Source organism: Capnocytophaga stomatis (assembly GCF_002302635.1).
GTDB classification, from domain to species: Bacteria; Bacteroidota; Bacteroidia; order Flavobacteriales; family Flavobacteriaceae; genus Capnocytophaga; species Capnocytophaga stomatis.
Window position 1 is genome coordinate 1,565,330 of record NZ_CP022387.1, and the last position, 18,491, is coordinate 1,583,820.

14 protein-coding genes are annotated in these 18,491 nt (G+C 35.6%); 8 read left to right on the top strand and 6 right to left on the bottom strand.

Going from position 1 to position 18,491, the window contains the following annotated elements; translation table 11 throughout:
- Window positions 1-14 precede the first annotated feature (14 nt).
- Complete coding sequence (locus CGC58_RS07000) at window positions 15-2,318, top strand: TonB-dependent receptor (RefSeq protein ID WP_095897151.1); 2,304 nt, start codon at window positions 15-17, stop codon at window positions 2,316-2,318.
- 89 nt (window positions 2,319-2,407) lie between these two features.
- Here the strand turns inward: CGC58_RS07000 and CGC58_RS07005 are convergent, their stop codons facing one another.
- From CGC58_RS07005 to thiL, 6 genes are all read right to left on the bottom strand, one after another.
- Window positions 2,408-3,979, bottom strand: coding sequence for a RagB/SusD family nutrient uptake outer membrane protein (locus tag CGC58_RS07005; protein WP_095896074.1), 1,572 nt, complete (start codon window positions 3,977-3,979; stop codon window positions 2,408-2,410).
- Between the two features lie 18 nt (window positions 3,980-3,997).
- Window positions 3,998-7,246 (bottom strand): SusC/RagA family TonB-linked outer membrane protein, encoded by a 3,249-nt coding sequence (locus CGC58_RS07010; RefSeq protein ID WP_198540711.1) that lies wholly within the window; start codon window positions 7,244-7,246, stop codon window positions 3,998-4,000.
- 325 nt (window positions 7,247-7,571) lie between these two features.
- A complete protein-coding gene (uvrC, locus tag CGC58_RS07015) occupies window positions 7,572-9,368 on the bottom strand; it encodes an excinuclease ABC subunit UvrC (RefSeq protein ID WP_095896075.1) in 1,797 nt (598 codons plus the stop codon).
- 120 nt (window positions 9,369-9,488) lie between these two features.
- Entirely contained in the window at window positions 9,489-10,124 is a 636-nt protein-coding gene (locus tag CGC58_RS07020; RefSeq protein ID WP_095896076.1) for an ATP-binding cassette domain-containing protein, read from the bottom strand.
- Window positions 10,105-11,013, bottom strand: a complete 909-nt coding sequence (locus CGC58_RS07025; protein ID WP_095896077.1) for an ABC transporter permease — start codon at window positions 11,011-11,013, stop codon at window positions 10,105-10,107. Before CGC58_RS07025 ends, CGC58_RS07020 begins: the two co-directional genes overlap by 20 nt.
- Window positions 11,010-12,059: a thiamine-phosphate kinase gene (thiL, locus tag CGC58_RS07030; RefSeq protein ID WP_095896078.1), complete on the bottom strand. Its 1,050-nt coding sequence runs from the start codon at window positions 12,057-12,059 to the stop codon at window positions 11,010-11,012. The genes CGC58_RS07025 and thiL overlap by 4 nt, the downstream gene beginning before the upstream one ends.
- Window positions 12,060-12,495: 436 nt before the next feature.
- On the opposite strand from thiL, the gene atpD reads away from it, so the two are divergent.
- The 7 genes from atpD to CGC58_RS07070 all read left to right on the top strand — a co-directional run bounded on the left by atpD (window position 12,496) and on the right by CGC58_RS07070 (window position 18,414).
- Window positions 12,496-14,004, top strand: coding sequence for a F0F1 ATP synthase subunit beta (gene atpD / locus CGC58_RS07035; protein WP_095896079.1), 1,509 nt, complete (start codon window positions 12,496-12,498; stop codon window positions 14,002-14,004).
- 19 nt (window positions 14,005-14,023) lie between these two features.
- Window positions 14,024-14,305 carry a hypothetical protein gene (locus CGC58_RS07040; RefSeq protein ID WP_095896080.1) on the top strand — a complete coding sequence of 94 codons (282 nt, stop codon included), beginning with the start codon at window positions 14,024-14,026 and terminating at the stop codon, window positions 14,303-14,305.
- A 141-nt stretch (window positions 14,306-14,446) separates the two neighbouring features.
- Entirely contained in the window at window positions 14,447-15,586 is a 1,140-nt protein-coding gene (recA, locus tag CGC58_RS07045) for a recombinase RecA (protein WP_095896081.1), read from the top strand.
- A gap of 221 nt (window positions 15,587-15,807) precedes the next feature.
- Window positions 15,808-16,365 (top strand): hypothetical protein, encoded by a 558-nt coding sequence (locus CGC58_RS07055; protein WP_095896083.1) that lies wholly within the window; start codon window positions 15,808-15,810, stop codon window positions 16,363-16,365.
- A gap of 153 nt (window positions 16,366-16,518) precedes the next feature.
- A complete protein-coding gene (locus tag CGC58_RS07060) occupies window positions 16,519-17,061 on the top strand; it encodes a hypothetical protein (protein ID WP_157909226.1) in 543 nt (180 codons plus the stop codon).
- Window positions 17,062-17,214: 153 nt separating this feature from the next.
- The gene (locus tag CGC58_RS07065; RefSeq protein ID WP_157909227.1) at window positions 17,215-17,736 is read left to right on the top strand and encodes a hypothetical protein; all 522 of its coding nucleotides are present in this window, start codon (window positions 17,215-17,217) and stop codon (window positions 17,734-17,736) included.
- 153 nt (window positions 17,737-17,889) lie between these two features.
- Complete coding sequence (locus CGC58_RS07070; RefSeq protein ID WP_157909228.1) at window positions 17,890-18,414, top strand: hypothetical protein; 525 nt, start codon at window positions 17,890-17,892, stop codon at window positions 18,412-18,414.
- The last annotated feature ends 77 nt before the right edge of the window (window positions 18,415-18,491 follow it).

Consider the following 18,491-nt stretch of genomic DNA (forward strand, 5'->3'; position numbering starts at 1 on the left):
ATCAAAATATTTTTATGAAAAATTATTTATTAGTATTTCTACTATTTTTGGGGGCAAAAGTCTTTGCTCAAAACGGAACTTTGAAAGGAAATATCTCTTCGGATGGGAATCCCTTGGAGCTAATTTCCGTAGTTTTGGAGAACAAAACGCATAAAAAATGGGTAATTTCTGACAAAAAAGGAAACTTTGAGTTAAGCGTTCCTGAAGGGAATTATAATTTGAAAGTTTCTTCATTAGGATTTGTAACTGTTACAGAGAAAATTACGGTTAAATCTGGTGAAGTTATCGAAAGAAATTTTGAACTAAAAGAAGACGTTTTAGGGATAGATGAAGTGGTGGTAACAGCTACTAAAACAGCGTTGAACAGAAAAGAAGCACCCGTTTTGGTAAGTGTTACAGGACAGAAAGATTTGGTAAATGTAAGAGCAACAACTCTTATGGAAGGCTTGGTTTTTCAGCCTGGTTTGAGAACAGAGGTGAATTGCCAAAACTGTGGATTTTCACAAGTGAGAATCAATGGTTTAGGAGGTGCGTATTCTCAAATTTTGATTGATAGCCGTCCTATTTTTGGTTCACTTAATGGTGTTTACGGACTGGAGCAAATACCGGCAAGTATGATTGACCGAATTGAGGTTATTCGTGGAGGTGGTTCGGCTTTGTTCGGAGCAAATGCCATTGCAGGAACTATTAACGTGATTACTAAAAATCCAACCAAAAATGAGGCTCAAGCAGGCGTTTCGGCGGCTTTAATAGGCGGAAAATCCGAAGATATCGTTTCATCATTTAACGGTTCAATTGTAAATGAGAATCTTACAAGAGGTATTTCTTTCTATGGGATGAATCGTATTCGTGAATCATACGATGCCAATGGTGATGACCTTTCAGAACTTACAAAATTGAGAAACATCAATGCCGGAGCAAAATTCTTTAATGAATTTGATTCTCGTAAAAAATTAGAAGGAGAACTTAACGTAAGTAATGAAAATCGTAGAGGAGGAAATAAATTTGACCTTCCTGAGCACTTGGCAGATATTGCAGAATCTATCCGCACGGATATGGTAGGAGGAAATATCAATTATGATTATTTGTCGCCTTCTTACAATCATAAATTTTCAGTGTTTGCAAGTGGGCAACGCACTAAAGCTAACAACTACTACGGAGCTTTTGATACTGAGAACAATACCTACGATGTTGAAGCATTGAATTACGGTGTTACTCGTGAAAGTATTTGGGTAATTGGAGGGCAACACACAGCTCAAATTTATGCCGGAGAAGGAAGCATCCAATGGACATCAGGAACAGAGTACAAATTTGATGATATCTCAGAAACCAGACGTAATCCGGATATTCTTGCGGTAAATCAAGACCAAAAAATCTTCGGGTTATATACGCAAGCCGATTGGAAAATTCTTCCGAATTTCAAAGTTTTAGCAGGTTTACGTTTGGATAACATCAGTTCCAACTTGCTGAAAAAATCAGTTACGGCACTCAACCCAAGAGCGAGTTTGTTGTATAACATAACTGATGAAGTAATTGCCAGAGCTTCATATGCTCGTGGATTCAGAGCTCCGCTATTTTATTCCGAAGATGTTCATTCTGAATTAATTACGGGAGAAGTTCGCAGGGTGCAGTTGGCTTCAGATTTGAAGAAAGAAACATCGGACAGCTTTACGGCTTCATTGGAGTACAACCACTCACACGAAGACCATCAAATCGTTGCGATGATTGAAGGATTCTACACTGCATTGCATAATCCGTTTGTATATACTTCAATTGGTAGAGAGAAAGATTTGGATATCAAAGAGAAACAAAACGGAGACAAAGCCACTGTAAAAGGTGTGAATTTGGAGTTCAAATACAGTCCTAATCCTAAATTTGCTTTCCAATTAGGAGCTACTTTCCAAAGTTCAAAATATGATAAAAAACAAGTAGTGGCGGAAGACGAACACGGAAATGTTATTGCCGAAACTGACAAACTTTTGCGTTCGCCAAATGCATACGGAAATTTAACAACAACGTACAAACCTCAAGATGAGTGGACTATCAACTTAACAACTGTTTTTACAGGTTCAATGGAAACATTGCACGAAGGCAGAAATGAGCTTTTAACTACGCCGAATATGTTTGATTTTGGGCTTAATACTTCTTACGAATTCAGATTTGATAATTTCTTCACAATGGAAGTAAGTGCTGGTATTAAAAACTTGTTCAATGATTACCAAAAAGATTTTGATAAAGGAATTGACCGCGACCCTACTTACATTTATGGACCTTCACTTCCGAGAACACTTTTTGCAGGTTTAAAAATTAGGATATAGTTTTAGTTTTATAAGTGGAGAATGAAAATGTCTCTACCTTTTTGAAAAAAGCCGAGTTGAATTCAACTCGGCTTTTTTGTTAGAATCTTTTATAATTCATTTTGCTCAATAAGAGGATTTCCTTTAAGTTCAGCATAAGGAATAAGAAACTGCCAATATTTGCTATCAGGAGATGTGGGAACGTTCTCTACTATGTTTCCTGAGTTACGAGAAATAGCCGTTTGCTTCCTAGCGCCTGTTAAATACTGTTGGATATTTTTTGAGTTTAATCGGTTATGAACTTCTTTCAAGCGTTTCATATCAAAGAAACGTTGTCCTTCCATCCAGAGGTCAATACGCTTGTTACGCATTATCTCTTCAATGAGTTTTTCACCAGTAACAGTTGTATTGTATTCTACATCACGAGTTACCATAATTGTGTTAAGCGTAGTTTGTGCTTCATTGTATTTCCCTTGGCGAGCTTGTGCCTCGGCTTTTATGTAATACATTTCTGCCAAACGCATCAAGAATATATCACCACGACTGTCTTTCGCTGCTCTTGACTTGAACTTGATTGACTGTCCTGTGGTTTCCCAATTTGGTTTGCTAGTGCCACCTTTAAAGTATATGGAAAAGGCATCTGCTGGAATTTCATCGTCTCTGTCTAAGCACACCCACCATTTGCGACGTACATCTTTTTCCCCCATCAAATCATAAATATCACGATTTACGGAAAAACGAAGGGCATCGTTCCATCCATCATCAAAATTGTACGAATATGATGAAAAGAATCCACCATAGCCAAGAATTTGATCTACGGACTGTGTATATGCCCACATCCATTCAGTGTCATTCAGATTATTAAACCCACTCACCAAGTTCATTCCCTTTTGCAAAGATGCTCCTGATTCAGCCATTGCTATATCAGCGTATTTTTCAGCATTTTCCCAATCTGATTTGGTTAGTGCGATACGAGCAGCAATTCCGCAAGCTGTAGAGTAACGAATAGCATTTTTTCTTTTCTTGTCCGGAGCGTTTTTCAAATTACTTAATGCAGCAGCCATATCTGAATCAATATAATTGTAAACTTCTGCTACGGTAGAACGAGGCAAAGGCTCTTCAAGTTTGTCTGGAGTACGGATAATCACTCCCAAATGGTTGTTAGCTTCACCTTTTTCATATCGTTTTGCAAAAAGTTGAACTAGATTGTGATATGCCCAAGCACGAAATGCGTGTGCTTCCCCTAAAATAGTTGCCTTGTCAGAAGGAGTAAGGTCAGGTGTTTTGTCTACATTGCCAAGTATTTTATTAGTATGAAGGATTACAGTGTAATAATAATCCCACGCTTTATAGTTAATTCCATTATCAGAGGAGATATCTCTACTTCCTGTGAATCTATATTGCTGCATATGATATCCTGATAATGTATTAATCATATCATCACCCATTATATCCAATTGTGCATTCATCGCTGCTTGCCCGTATGCGAATCTTTGTCCAAAGTTGTACATATACATCATATTATGTATGCCTTCAAGGATTGCGTTGAGCCCTTGTGTTGTATTTTCTGCAATTTTTTCACTTATGGCATTAGAGGGAGCTGTCTCCAAAAAATCTTCAGAACATCCACTTGCCATTACTACTGCTAAAGAAGCTATGGCTAATTTATTTATTATTCTCATCTTTTTATTTTTAATTGATTAGAAAGAAACTGAAAAATTACAAGTTATTATTTTAGCGTAACTATAGCCTGTTGTGCTCACAACTCCACTATAATTACTCATTGGGTTTAAACCTTTTCTTTTTGACCATAAGAATAGGTTTTCCCCCGAAATCCCTACTTGAACGTTGTTAACATTTAGCATTTTTACTACATCACTAGGAAGAGTGTAACTTAAAGACACATTTTTAAGCATCAAAGCTGTTTTAGATATTAAGAATCTATCAGAACGAGAGCTATCGTATTGCCCTCTTGTTCCGGCATCTACTCTTGGAACATCAGTGATATCCCCTGGTTTACGCCAAGCTCTGTACATATCTTTGTGTGCCGCTAATCCTCCATTCAAATCACGTCCCATTAGTCCAGCGTACCCTCCATCATAGGCCTTACCTCCTAACTGATAAGCCATTTGCACATTGAGATTGAATCCTTTCCAGGATACATTGGTTCCGAATCCTCCGTACAAATCAGGGATAGAGCTTCCTGCAAAATGTTTTTTGGCATAGTTTGCATCATATGTATATCCAGCCATTTCGCCATCTTTCTCTACTCCTTTAAAATTAGGGTTTGAAGGGTCAGCCAATTTAGGATATTTTTCTGCATCAAGGCGATACATAGCAAATCCTTCGTTTGTATTTACGCCAATCCATTCAGGTAGATAATAATCATATATGCTAGTTCCTTCCAAATATTTATGATAGCTAAATTCTATTCCATCTTTCTTATTGTGATCAGGAAGACTTACAATTTTATTCTTAAGGATTGTTCCATTGAAGTTTACATTCCATTTTACTTCTGCATTATTGATAATATCGTAAGTAAATTCCATTTCTAATCCGTAATTTCTTACTTTTCCTATATTTTTATCAACATCACCTATACCAGTAGAAGCGGGTAGAGGTACGCTAAAAATAAGGTCATCGGATTCTTTATTGAAAAACTCAATAGTTCCCCTAAGTCTATTGAAGACACCGAATTCTAATGCTATGTCAGAATTACGTTGTTTTTCCCATACCAAACTAGGATCAGCATAAGTTCCAATTCTTAGTCCTAATAATGTATTATTTTTTACTAAAGAATAAGTTGTTTGAGATGCATAGTATGAGCTTAAAGCATCGTTTCCTGTTTCTCCTGTTGAAACACGAAGTTTTAAATTATTTAGCCAATTTACATCTTTTAAGAATTTCTCATTTTTTAGATGCCATCCTGCTCCTATTGACCAGAAATTCCCCCAACGTTGGTTTTTGTGAAAACGTGAAGTTCCATCACGACGATAAGAAGCAGAGACATTATAACGATCACTGTAATTGTAGTTAATTCTACCAAAATATCCTTCCTTGTTGTATTCATCTGTTCTGGAAGAGGCTGATTGTACTTCTGAGTAATTTCCTAATTCATCAATTCCTATAAAACCAGCTCCCTTTTTACTTGCTCCAAGTGTGTAATAATCATACTCATAGCTCTCGTGACCAAGAAGAACGTGTATATGATGAATATCTTTGAATACTTTATCGTAATCTAACAATTGAGTGAATGTGGTTGTTCCTCTTTTGTAATTGTTGATGCCCAGTACTCCTTCTGGTTGTGCTCCTAATACGTTGTTGTATTTTTCTTTTGTCGTGTAACGCAACATATCGTATGAATAGTTTGCACGAAGTTTTAATTCAGGTAGAAGTTTAATCTCAACAAACGAACGTGTAGTTAGGGCGTCGTCATCTGATGAGTATAGGTCTAAATCTGATTCAAGTATGGGGTTGTAATTTCCTCTAAAAGGTCTTCCTTGTCCATAGTCAAAAACTCTATTTCCTTTTTTATCCAGATAGTAGCTTCCATCCTCATTGTGTCTGTGTATTGGATAGATTGGAGCTATACTTCGGATAAAGCTAAATGTATTAGAACTATTTGAACCCGTGGTTCTTGGTGCATTATCGTTGGTTTTGCTATAAGATATATTAGTACCTAAGCTAAGCCATTTGTTTACGTCATAGTTCAAATTGGCTCTTCCGGACATTCTTTTGTAGTTTGTCTTGATACGATATCCTTCTTCGTTAATGTATCCTGCCGAAATGTAACTTTTTAACTTGTCTGTGTTATAGCTGACATTCAAAGTATGTTCATTCCGAATACCTGTTCTGTATAGTTTTCCTTCCCAATCCAAGTCATCTGCCCATAAAAGACCAGTAATTTCCGGATTCAATGACCCATCAGGAAGAATCATAGCCGGAGTTACATCATTTCCTATTGTAGGGTTTTTAGTAAGTGACCACATATTGGTGGCTTTATCAAACTCATAGTAAGATTCGATTCCCGCATATGGTTGATATTTGAAAGCGTTTAACAAGTCATATGAAGCTTGTCCGGCAGCTTGTATATCAGAATGATTTTTTGAGTACTTATTGTCATTAAAGAACTGCTGCCAACGTATTGTATAATAGTCCATAGCACCCACTTTCTCATAATCTTCCTGTCCTCTGCGGGAAAATCCAATATTGCTGGTATATGTGACCATAGGGGTATTTTTCTGAGCTCTTGACCCGGCTTTTGTTGTGATAAGCACAACACCATTTCCTGCACTGGAACCATACAAAGCAGTAGAGGCAGCATCTTTTAAGATTGAAATACTCTCAATATCTTGGGCTGCAATGTTTGAAATGAGACCATTGTAAATTGAACCATCTACCACGTAAATAGGGTCATTCCCAGCATTTACAGAGCCAAATCCACGGATTCGTATCGTGCTCGATGTTCCAGGTTGTCCACTTGAAGTAGTTACTTGAACACCAGGAGCTACGCCACTCAACGCACTGGTAAGGTTTGTGATTGGTCGCATTTCTAACTGCTTTGCTGACACGGTTGATTGTGCACCAACCAAAGATTGTTTCTTAGCAGTACCGTACGCTACAACAACCACCTCTTCAATGGCTTGTGCCTCTTCCATCAGGATTATCTTCATTGTTTTGGATTTGTCCTTCCCTACAACTTTTTCCTGCGTTGAGAATCCCAAAGAACTGAAAACAAGAATATCTCCTTGCTCAGCACGTATTTCAAAATTTCCGTCAAAATCTGTAGAAATTCCGCGATTGCTGTTTTTAATAACAACGCTTACTCCGGGAAGGGGAACCCCTTCTGAATCAGTAACAACTCCCTTTACTGATGAAGTTTGTGCTAACAATGAGTAAGAGAAAACTCCCATCAAAAACACAAACAACGTTAAAACTTTTTCTCTCATTGAAATCTTGTTTTTGTTATTAATTATTGTTGGTAATCCTGATTACAAATTTAGAGTCACTGTTTCAGGTTCTCTGACTTGTTTTGTAGTAGAAAATAAATGTAAAAAAAGCAATAAAAAGTGATTTTAATGTAACAAATAGCCGCAACTCAATGGAATTTCAACAGTAAATTCTTTTGATTAGTTTTTTATTCAAAATTTTCTAAGACAATTCTGCAAAGGTACGGTATTTTTTATTATAATCAATATTTTGAAATACGTTTCAATAATTTTATATATTTTTATGATTAAATATAACATAAAAATATTTTTTGTTTGAAAAATATTACAATAATTTGGAATGGAAATAAGTAAAAACCTTTTTTCCACGGTGTCCTGCAATGCTTTCAAGCTCTTCAAGGCTTGCCTGGCGGATACGTTTTACCGATTTGAAGTGTTTTAGCAAGGCTTCTTTGGTTTTCTCGCCGATGCCTTCAATATTGTCTAATTCGGAAGTAATTGCCGATTTGCTTCGCTTTTGTCTGTGGAAGGTAATCCCGAAGCGATGTGCTTCATTACGAAGCTGTTGTATAACTTTTAAGGTTTCTGATTTTTTGTCTAAATACAGCGGAATGCTATCTCCCGGGAAATAAATTTCTTCCAAGCGTTTAGCAATCCCGATGATGGCTATTTTGCCTCGCAGATTCAAATCATCCAAAGCCTTTAATGCCGATGAAAGTTGCCCTTTTCCGCCGTCGATGATAACGAGTTGAGGCAGAGATTGTTCCTCTTCCAACAGACGTTTGTAACGCCGATAAACTACTTCTTCCATTGAAGCAAAATCATTCGGACCTTCTACCGTTTTAATGTTAAAATGACGATAATCCTTTTTGCTTGGTTTGGCATTTTTGAAAACTACACAAGCTGCTACCGGATTGGTTCCCTGAATGTTAGAGTTATCAAAGCATTCAATGTGAATTGGCGGAACAGACAGGTGCAAATCCCGTTGTATTTGCGATAAAATCCGATTGGTATGTCGTTCAGGGTCAGTGATTTTCACTTGTTTGAAGCGTTCTTGTCGGAAAAGTTTTGCATTTCGCAGTGAAAGTTCCAATAATTGATGTTTTTCGCCCAATTTCGGAATAGTTAAATGCAAATTTTCGGATAAAGTTACCTCAAAAGGCACGATAATTTCTTTAGAATTGGAAAAAAATCGTTCCCGAATATCCACAATGGCTAATTCAAGGAGCTCTCGGTCGGTTTCTTCCAATTTTTTCTTGATTTCGATGGTATGAGCCCGAACAATTGCTCCGTAAGCCACTTGCAAAAAGTTCACGTAGCCAAATTCTTCGTCTGAAACTATCGAAAATACATCAACATTGTTGATTTTTGAGCTCACAATCGTTGATTTTGCCTGATAATTTTCTAAAATATCGATTTTTTCCTTGATTTGTTGTGCTTCTTCAAAACGAAGTTCGCCTGCCAAAATGGTCATTTCTTCCCGAAATCGTTTTAAAACATCTTTAAAATTTCCTTTCAGAATTTCAATGATTTCGGCAATGTTTTGGTTGTAATCGGTTTCTGTTTGTAACCCTTCGCAGGCTCCTTTACAATTTTTGATGTGATATTCTAAACAGACTTTAAATTTTTGATTTTCAATATTCTGAACGGATAAATCATACGAGCAATTTCGCAGAGGATAAAGTTCTTTGATGAGTTCCAGCAGGGTTCGGACGGTTTTTATGTTGGTGTACGGACCAAAGTAAAGCGAACCGTCTTTAATCACGCGTCGGGTTTGAAAAATTCGTGGGAAACGTTCTTTTTTGACGCATATCCACGGATAACTTTTATCGTCTTTTAGCAGAATATTGTATCGAGGCTGGTATTTTTTGATGAGATTATTTTCCAAAAGCAGTGCGTCGCTTTCGGTAGCCACCACAATATGCTCAATTCGGGCTATTTTTTTGACCAAAACGCGTGTTTTTCCCGATTCGTGTTGCTTTTGAAAGTAGGAAGAGACTCTTTTTTTGAGATTTCTTGCCTTTCCTACATACAAAATGGTGTCGTTTTTATCATAAAATTGATAAATTCCGGGCGAATCGGGCAAAGTTTGCAGCGTTATGTCAATAGCGGAGAGTTCCATTTTAACAGATGAAAAATCAAAATTTCGAGTACAAAATTACATAAATTTATCGAAAGCATACAGGGGGTTGCAAATCAGGCGTGGATTAAGCTCTTTTGCTGATTTAGATTTTTTTCAGAATTAAATAGAATCTTTTGATAAAAAAGAAGTTAGCTCATCTAATTGGTAATTTTCAAAAATTGTTAAGGAATTATTTTGTAAAAGGAAGATTTTGTGGCAATCTTTCAAAGTTTCTAAAATATGAGAAGAGATGAAAACAATGTGATTTTCGGATAGCGTTGTTAAAAGTTTTTTAATGGAAAATACTGATTCTAAGTCCAATCCGTTGAAAGGTTCGTCAAAAATGTAGATGTCATATTTTTTTTGGAAAACGGCATTGAAATAGACCTTTTTTCGCATTCCTGTTGATAATTCTTTTATCAGTAGATTTTTATTTACATCAAAAATGGGTTTTTGAGCGTGGTTGATTTGAGCGAGTTTACGAAAAAAATTGTAAAATTCCCCTACGGTAAGATGCTCATAAAGAAAGGGTTCTGTGGGGAGAAAAGCAATTTGTTGCGGTAATAGTTTTTTGTTTTTATACAGAATTTCACCCTGAAAATCAGTTAAGTGACTGACGCATTTAAAAAGAGTTGTCTTTCCTGAGCCGTTTTTTCCGACAAATCCATAAAGTCCGTTTTTGGGAATTTGTAGTTCGATATTTTGCAAGATAACTTTTGAACTATATTTTTTATCATTAATGTTGATAGTTAGCATATTGTATTTTTTTGAGAGATTGTACAGACTTATAATAAAGTAAAGGAATAGCTGCCAAAGGAACTCCGTATAGAATTCCGCTCATTACAGCAAAAAATACTAAATTTTGCATTATTGTGCTTTCAAAAAAAGCGTATTTGGTTAAAATTCCCACTAAAGGAAGCGTGAAAAATATTGGAAAAACCCAAAAGTATGCAAATTCTTGAAATACGATTAAAAAAGTCAGAAAGATAGGAGTAAAAAACATCAGGAAGTTTAAGAAACCGACTTTCAAACTTTCCCATAAGTAATCTTTTCCTAAATAAGTTGAAATAGAAATATGAACGCTCAATTCACGTTCAAAATAAGGTAATGTACATACAAAAGCGGCTAAAATTAATGAGAAAATCCCTAAATTTTCGTTTTCGTAGGTATATCCGATGCAAATTAAGGCTAAACATAAGGGGAAAGATAATATTAATCTGTACTTTCGGAATGAAATATGCCATTGAGGGTCGAAAATCAGGAAAGGATACTTCGTTTTGCTTGTTTTTTGCGGTAAAAATGTAATAATAGTAATGCAAACCAAATAGATTAGGAGATTTACAAAATCTTTTTTTAACAAGAAAACAAATAAAACCAAGATATTTTCAATGCAGTATTCCGCAAAAAGTATTTTTCTGTGATTTGTATAATTTTTCAGCAACTCAATGTCTTTTCTTCCCAGGTGATGAGATGTGGTTCCCCAAAGAAACAGAAATAGCAAAAAGTAATAATCTGTATAATGCTGAAAAACACCAAACAAAGAGAAAAAAACACCTCCCAAAAGGAGACTTACCGCAAGCAAATCTCCTTTGACGAAAAACTTTCGCAAGTAAATATAAGCCAGATTAAGAGCAATTTGTATCATTCATTTTTCAACGCATTCCAGCCTTTGGCGATAATTTCTACGGCTTCTCCCGAACGAGTAACCAAGTATCTGCCTTGCTCTTTATTTGTGATGTATCCGATAACTGAAAGATTAGGGTTACCTTTGATTTTATCGTAATCTTTTTGAGAGATGGTAAACAACAATTCATAATCCTCGCCACCACTTAAGGCAATCGTTGTGCTATCCAGATTAAATTCTTCGCAGGTGCTAATTACTTGTGGGTCAAGCGGAATTTTATCTTCAAACAAACGACATCCCATTCCGGATTGCTCGCAAATATGCAGAATTTCGGACGACAATCCATCACTAATATCCATCATTGATGTTGGCAAAACTCCCAGTTCCTTCAATAAAGGAGGAATATCTTTTCGGGCTTCCGGTTTAAGCTGACGCTCAATGATATAGGAGTACATATCTAAATCAGGCTGAGAGTTTGGATTTACTTGAAAAACAGCCTTTTCTCGTTCCAAAACTTGTAAACCAAGGTAAGCACCGCCCAAGTCACCCGTAACTACAACAAGGTCATTTTCTTGTGCTCCGTTGCGATACACAATCTCGTTTGTTTCGGCTTCGCCGATAGCCGTAACCGAAATGATGAGTCCGCGTGTAGATGAAGTGGTGTCACCTCCCACCAAATCCACTTTGTATATTTCACACGCAAGCCTAATGCCTTCATAAAGTTCCTCCAAGGCTTCCAACGGAAAACGATTGGATACAGCTATGGAAACCGTAATCTGTGTAGCTTTTGCATTCATTGCATAAATATCTGACAAATTTACCATTACAGATTTGTATCCCAAATGCTTCAGCGGAACGTAACTCAAATCAAAGTGAACTCCTTCGATTAACAAATCGGTGGAAATTACAGCTTTCTTCTCTTTGAAATCAATCACAGCAGCATCGTCCCCAACTCCCTTTAAAGTGGAAGGATTTTTAATTTCAAAGTTTTTTGTGAGATGTTCAATCAGCCCAAATTCTCCCAAATCAGCCAAAGCCGTGCGTTGTTCGTTTTTATTTTCTATCATAAGTTAATCAAAATCAGTTTTGTGTAAAAAGAATTCAGGGTCAAAGATAATACAGTAAACCAATTATTTCAAAAATATAATCGTGAAATTCAAAACATAAAAACTCTTGTTCCTCATTTCGTATTGAGAATAAGTGATTTAATTTAAAATTGATTTATATAATTTTTAGTTGAATTGAAAAAGAATAAAAACAAAATGAAAAGCATTGAAATTGAGTTTTATGAAAATAATGTTTTGAAGTTTATTTTACTGATTTTAAATATCTTATATTCTTGTCAGATAATTAAAACTGATTTTAATCAATAAAAAAGATTAAAAAATTTTTAGATTTACCGATAAAAATATATCTTTGCGGACAGTAGTAATTGCACATAGTTGCAATGTTTTACGGAAAATTTAAAAAATCAAACAAAAAATTAAACATAACAGATAAGTAATGTCTCAAAAAGGTAAAGTATCACAAGTAATCGGGCCGGTAGTAGATGTTGTATTTGCTTCCGAAAGCGAGCTTCCTCGAATTTACGATTCATTGGAAATTATTAAAGCAGATGGTTCAAAATTGGTGTTGGAAGTGCAATCGCACATTGGTGAGGATGTAGTTAGAGCTATTTCGATGGACTCAACAGAAGGGTTGAGCCGTGACACTGAAGTTATTGCAACAGGAAATCCTATTCAAATGCCTGTTGGTAAAGATATTTACGGACGCCTATTCAACGTAATTGGTGACGGAATTGACGGATTAGGAAATCTTCCGAAAGATGGTGCAAACGGATTGCCTATCCACCGCGAAGCTCCAAAATTTGAAGAACTTTCTACTTCAACCGAAGTGCTTTTCACCGGAATTAAAGTAATCGACCTTATTGAGCCTTATGCCAAAGGAGGAAAAATCGGGTTGTTCGGTGGTGCCGGTGTAGGAAAAACCGTTTTGATTCAGGAACTTATCAATAATATTGCAAAAGGACACGGAGGTCTTTCCGTATTCGCTGGAGTAGGAGAGCGTACTCGTGAAGGAAATGACCTTTTAAGAGAGATGTTGGAGTCCGGAATCATCAAGTACGGAGAGGAATTTATGCACTCTATGGAAAAAGGTGGTTGGGATTTGAGCAAAGTGGACAAACAAGCGATGAAAGAATCAAAAGCTACGTTTGTTTTCGGTCAGATGAACGAACCTCCCGGAGCTCGTGCTCGTGTGGCGCTTTCGGGGCTTACCATTGCCGAGTATTTCCGTGACGGAGCCGGTGACGGACAAGGGAAAGACGTACTTTTCTTCGTGGATAACATCTTCCGTTTTACGCAAGCAGGTTCTGAGGTATCGGCGTTGTTAGGGCGTATGCCATCGGCTGTGGGTTACCAGCCTACATTGGCTACCGAAATGGGTGCGATGCAAGAGCGTATTACATCAACAAAAACAGGTTCAATCACTTCTGTACAAGCGGTTTACGTTCCTGCGGATGACTTGACTGACCCTGCTCCTGCAACTACTTTTGCCCACCTTGATGCTACAACGGTACTTTCTCGTAAAATTGCCGAATTAGGTATTTATCCTGCGGTTGACCCGTTGGATTCCACTTCGCGTATCTTGACTCCTGAAATTTTAGGAAAAGAACACTATGAGTGTGCTCAACGTGTGAAAAAATTGTTGCAACATTATAAAGAATTGCAAGATATCATCGCTATTTTGGGTATGGAAGAGCTTTCTGAAGAAGATAAATTGGCAGTTGCTAGAGCAAGACGTGTACAACGTTTCTTGTCACAGCCATTCCACGTAGCAGAGCAATTTACAGGTATTCCTGGAGTATTGGTAGATATTAAAGATACCATCAAAGGATTTAATATGATTATTGACGGAGAGTTAGACCACTTGCCGGAGGCTGCCTTCAACCTAAAAGGAAATATTGAAGATGCCATCGCAGCCGGAGAGAAAATGTTAGCAGAGGCTCAATAATCTTGAAAAATAAACAAATATGAAAGTAGAAATTGTTACCCCCGAAATGATTCTGTACAAGGGAGAGGTAGAGGCTATATCTGTTCCGGGAATTAACGGGGAGTTTCAAATGTTAGAGAACCACGCCGCAATTGTATCGGTTTTAACAAAAGGATACATAAAATTGTACGGAGATATCCAACCGAGGGAGGAAGTGGCTTCTCGTTTTGAGAAAGGCGATAAGAAAAAAGAGTTTTTGCTTGCCATTAATGGGGGTACTCTGGAATTTAACAATAACAGAGCTACCATATTAGCAGATTAAACAATTGGATTATTACATTTCGAAAACAGCTGTAGATTTGCAGCTGTTTTTGTTTGTAGGATTCTGCTTGAAAATTTGTGTTCTATAAAAATAAATGCTAACTTAGCAACCCAATAAATCAGATTAAGAAATAGTAGAAAAATGGCTAAAAAAGATAGTAAAGAATTAAGCCCACAAGAGGCAAAATTGAATGCCTTGAAATTGACCTTAGAAAAGTTGGATAAAACCTTTGGAAAAGGTACGGTAATGCAATTGGGCGATGCAAAGGTAGAAGAAATAGAAACCTTCTCCACAGGTTCAGTGAGTTTGGATATGGCTTTAGGAGTAGGCGGTTACCCAAAAGGACGAGTAATTGAAATTTTCGGGCCTGAATCATCAGGTAAAACCACTTTGACGTTACACGCAATTGCTGAGGTTCAAAAAGCAGGCGGAACGGCAGCATTTATCGATGCGGAGCACGCTTTTGACCGCTCTTACGCACATAAGTTGGGAGTAGATATCAATAACTTATTAGTTTCGCAACCTGACCACGGAGAGCAAGCATTGGAAATTGCAGATGCTTTGATTCGCTCAAATGCAGTTGATTTGATTGTAATCGACTCAGTGGCAGCACTTACTCCGAAGAGTGAAATTGAAGGAGATATGGGCGATTCAAAAATGGGAGTTCACGCACGACTAATGTCGCAAGCGTTACGTAAAATAACAGGAAGTATCAACAAGGCAAACTGTATCGTTATTTTTATCAACCAGTTGCGAGATAAAATAGGCATAACCTTTGGAAATCCCGAAACTACAACGGGAGGAAATGCTTTGAAATTCTACGCTTCAGTGCGTTTGGATATCCGTAAAGCGGGTGGTGGAACGATTAAGGATTCCAGCGGGGAAATTATCGGAAATCGTACCAAGGTGAAAGTGGTTAAAAACAAGGTTGCTCCTCCGTTCAAATCGGCTGAATTTGACATAATGTTCGGAGAGGGAATTTCTAAGATTGGAGAAATCATCGACATAGGCGTAGATGCAAATATCATCACCAAAAGTGGTTCTTGGTTCAGCTATGAAGGAACAAAATTAGGTCAAGGGCGTGATACCGTAAAAGCGTTATTGAAAGATAATCCTGAATTGGCAGAGGAGTTGGAAGCGAAAATCAGAGAATACCTCAAAGGCAATGAATCTGAACCTAAGCCAACGGGAAAGGGTAAGAAAGCAACATCGAAAGCTGTTCAAGAAGAAGCTGATGAAGAGTACTACGATGATGACCAATATGATGATACTGAAGAATAGCCTAGTGAAATAGCCTTTTGTATTATAAACACGAAAGCTGACACTCAAAAAAGTGAAACAGAATCATCTGTCAAATATATTGAAGAATAAATATAAAAAAATCGGAAATTTTATTTCCGATTTTTTATTTGGTTACCTCCTTGATAATGCTTTTATTTGCGTGTTAATTGTTCAATGCAGAATATTTATTACAGTTATTATTCATCAAATCCTTATACATTATGGTAAAGAAAATTTTATTATTAGTTAGTTTTATTTCAATACTTAGTTGTAAAACAAGTATAGATGATTTGCAAACACAGCGTAAGCCTTATTTAGGGAAAGAATTACGTACCGATGGGTATTATTACTCAAATGTTATTACTATTGATAGTAAGTATGATAATGAAAGAAAATATATTTATATATGTATTTTTTATAAAAATGGGGTTTGCTATAATATTCCAACAAGAGATATTCAAGACAATGAAACTATTTTACAACTCTTAGAAAATTTAGAAAAAGAGTTGTTATTAAATCCTAATACTATCAATGATTTACGTGCAAAAGCATATCATATAGGTGTCTTTCAAATAAATTCTTCTGTTATTGAAATGGAAACATTTGAAGGAAGTATGTTTCCTACATTCAAGCATTATGGAGAAATTTTAAACGATACTACTTTTTTATTACATAAAATAGTAAATAGTAAAACAGGATATATTTTTAATAAAAACCTAATGTATAAATTTAAACAATTCAGTCCAAAGCCTGATAGCACGAGTGTTTATATAAAATGAAAAAATAACCAGAATAGGTTACAACAGCGAACGAAACGTACGAGTACCCATACAAAATGGATTTCATAATCTTTTTGGGGTGCCTCATTTTAGAAGGTTAAACCTTTCTGATAGGTTATATTATGGTTATTATTCATCAAATCCTTATACATTATGGTAAAGAAATTTTTAATATTAGTTAGTTTTATCTCAACACTTAGTTGCAAAACAAGTATTGATGATTTGCAAATGCAACGCAGACCTTATTTAGGAAAAGAGTTACGAACAGATGGGTACTATTATTCAAATATTGTAAATCAAAAATATAGTAAATATATTTTTATTGGAATTTTTTACAAAAATGGTGTTTGTTATAATTTAGCGAGTAGAGATATTGGTAAAGGCGAAAATATTCCTGAACTTTTGAAAAATTTGGAAAGAGAGATATTATTAAATGCTGATTACATAAAATCTGTGTGCTCCAAAGGAGATAAAATAGGTATTTTCCAAGTAAATTATCCTACTCTTGAAATGGAAACCCTCGAAAGTAGTGTTTTTCCTACATTTAAGCATTATGGTGAGATTTTAAATGATTCTACTTTTGTTTTACACAGAACGGTCAATAGTAAGAAAGGGAATGTTGTTTATGAAAATTTGACTTACAAATTTAAAAAATTCAGTCCCAAACCAGATAGTACTTGTGTTTATATAAAATAATAAAGGATCCAGAATAGGTTACAACAGCGAAAGAAACGTACGAGCACCCATACAAAATGGATTTCATAATCTTTTTGGAGCACCTCATTCTAGAAGGTTAAACCTTTCTGACAAAATTTATTATGGTTATCATTCATCAAATTCTTATACATTATGGTAAAGAAATTTTTATTATTCGCATTTATATTGTTGTTTTTGTCGTGTTACAAACAAACAGTAGAAAGTTTGACTATGCAGCGTAAGCCTTATTTAGGAAAAGAATTACGTACTGACGGATATTATTATTCTCTTTCAGATCCTTGGGGAGGAAACGGAATTTTTGTGTTCAATAGAAATGGTGTTTGTTTACAAGTTTTCATAAGTAGAAAAGAAAAAAATATTTTATCTATCATAGAAAATGAGATATTACTAAATCCTGAATTTATAAAAAAAGCAAAGGAAGAACCGCATTCCTACGGTGTTTTTTTAATAAATTATCCCAATATTGAAACAGAAACTTTTATAGGGAGAAGTACGTACAGACAATACCACACTATTGAGGAGATTTTAAATGATACAACCTTTGTAATCCATAAAGAAAAAGGGTTGGGAAATAAATGGTTTGATTCAAATACAACATATCATTTCAGACAATTCAGTCCAAAGCCTGATAGTACAAATGTTTATATAAAATAAAAAAGGAGCCAAAGTAGGTTACAACAGCGAAAGAAACGTACGAGCACCGATACAAAACGGTTTTCACAACCTTTTTGGTGTGCCCCATTTTAGAAGATTGAGTCTTTCTGACAGATTATATTATGGTTATTATTCATCAAATCCTTATACATTATGGTAAAGAAATTTTTAATATTCACATTCACACTATTGTTTTTGTCGTGTTACAAACAAACAGTAGAAAGTTTAACTATGCAACGTAAGCCTTATTTAGGGAAAGAATTACGAACAGATGGCTATTATTATTCCCTTACACACCCTTGGGGAGGGAACGGAATTTTTGTATTTAATAGAAATGGTATCTGTTTACGTATTTATACAAGAACAGAAGAGAATATTTTCTCTGTTATAGAAAACAAGATATTACTAAACTCTGAATTTATAAAAAAGGCAAAAGAAGAACCTCATTCCTACGGTGTTTTTTCAATAAATTATCCCAATATTGAAACAGAAACTTTTATAGGGAGAAGTACATATAGGCAATACCATACTATTGGAGAAATTTTAAACGATACAACTTTTATTATTTATAAAGAAAAAGGGTTGGGAAACAAATGGTTTGATTCAAATACAATATATCATTTCAAAGAATTTAGTCCCAAACCTGATAGTACAAATGTTTATATAAAACCTGTCTAAACTTTTTAAGAGGAAAATTAAAAGTTCCAAGAATTTTTAGCATTTTTGTTTTGCATAACAAAATGAAAATCAAGGAA

Coding starts and splice junctions, on each gene's coding strand:
- CGC58_RS07055 (WP_095896083.1), top strand. CDS start 15,808: ATGGTAAAGAAAATTTTATTATTAGTTAGTTTTATTTCAATACTTAGT.
- CGC58_RS07025 (WP_095896077.1), bottom strand. CDS start 11,013: ATGATACAAATTGCTCTTAATCTGGCTTATATTTACTTGCGAAAGTTT.
- recA (WP_095896081.1), top strand. CDS start 14,447: ATGGCTAAAAAAGATAGTAAAGAATTAAGCCCACAAGAGGCAAAATTG.
- CGC58_RS07000 (WP_095897151.1), top strand. CDS start 15: ATGAAAAATTATTTATTAGTATTTCTACTATTTTTGGGGGCAAAAGTC.
- CGC58_RS07060 (WP_157909226.1), top strand. CDS start 16,519: ATGGTAAAGAAATTTTTAATATTAGTTAGTTTTATCTCAACACTTAGT.
- CGC58_RS07040 (WP_095896080.1), top strand. CDS start 14,024: ATGAAAGTAGAAATTGTTACCCCCGAAATGATTCTGTACAAGGGAGAG.
- uvrC (WP_095896075.1), bottom strand. CDS start 9,368: ATGGAACTCTCCGCTATTGACATAACGCTGCAAACTTTGCCCGATTCG.
- CGC58_RS07010 (WP_198540711.1), bottom strand. CDS start 7,246: ATGAGAGAAAAAGTTTTAACGTTGTTTGTGTTTTTGATGGGAGTTTTC.
- CGC58_RS07070 (WP_157909228.1), top strand. CDS start 17,890: ATGGTAAAGAAATTTTTAATATTCACATTCACACTATTGTTTTTGTCG.
- CGC58_RS07005 (WP_095896074.1), bottom strand. CDS start 3,979: ATGAGAATAATAAATAAATTAGCCATAGCTTCTTTAGCAGTAGTAATG.
- CGC58_RS07020 (WP_095896076.1), bottom strand. CDS start 10,124: ATGCTAACTATCAACATTAATGATAAAAAATATAGTTCAAAAGTTATC.
- atpD (WP_095896079.1), top strand. CDS start 12,496: ATGTCTCAAAAAGGTAAAGTATCACAAGTAATCGGGCCGGTAGTAGAT.
- thiL (WP_095896078.1), bottom strand. CDS start 12,059: ATGATAGAAAATAAAAACGAACAACGCACGGCTTTGGCTGATTTGGGA.
- CGC58_RS07065 (WP_157909227.1), top strand. CDS start 17,215: ATGGTAAAGAAATTTTTATTATTCGCATTTATATTGTTGTTTTTGTCG.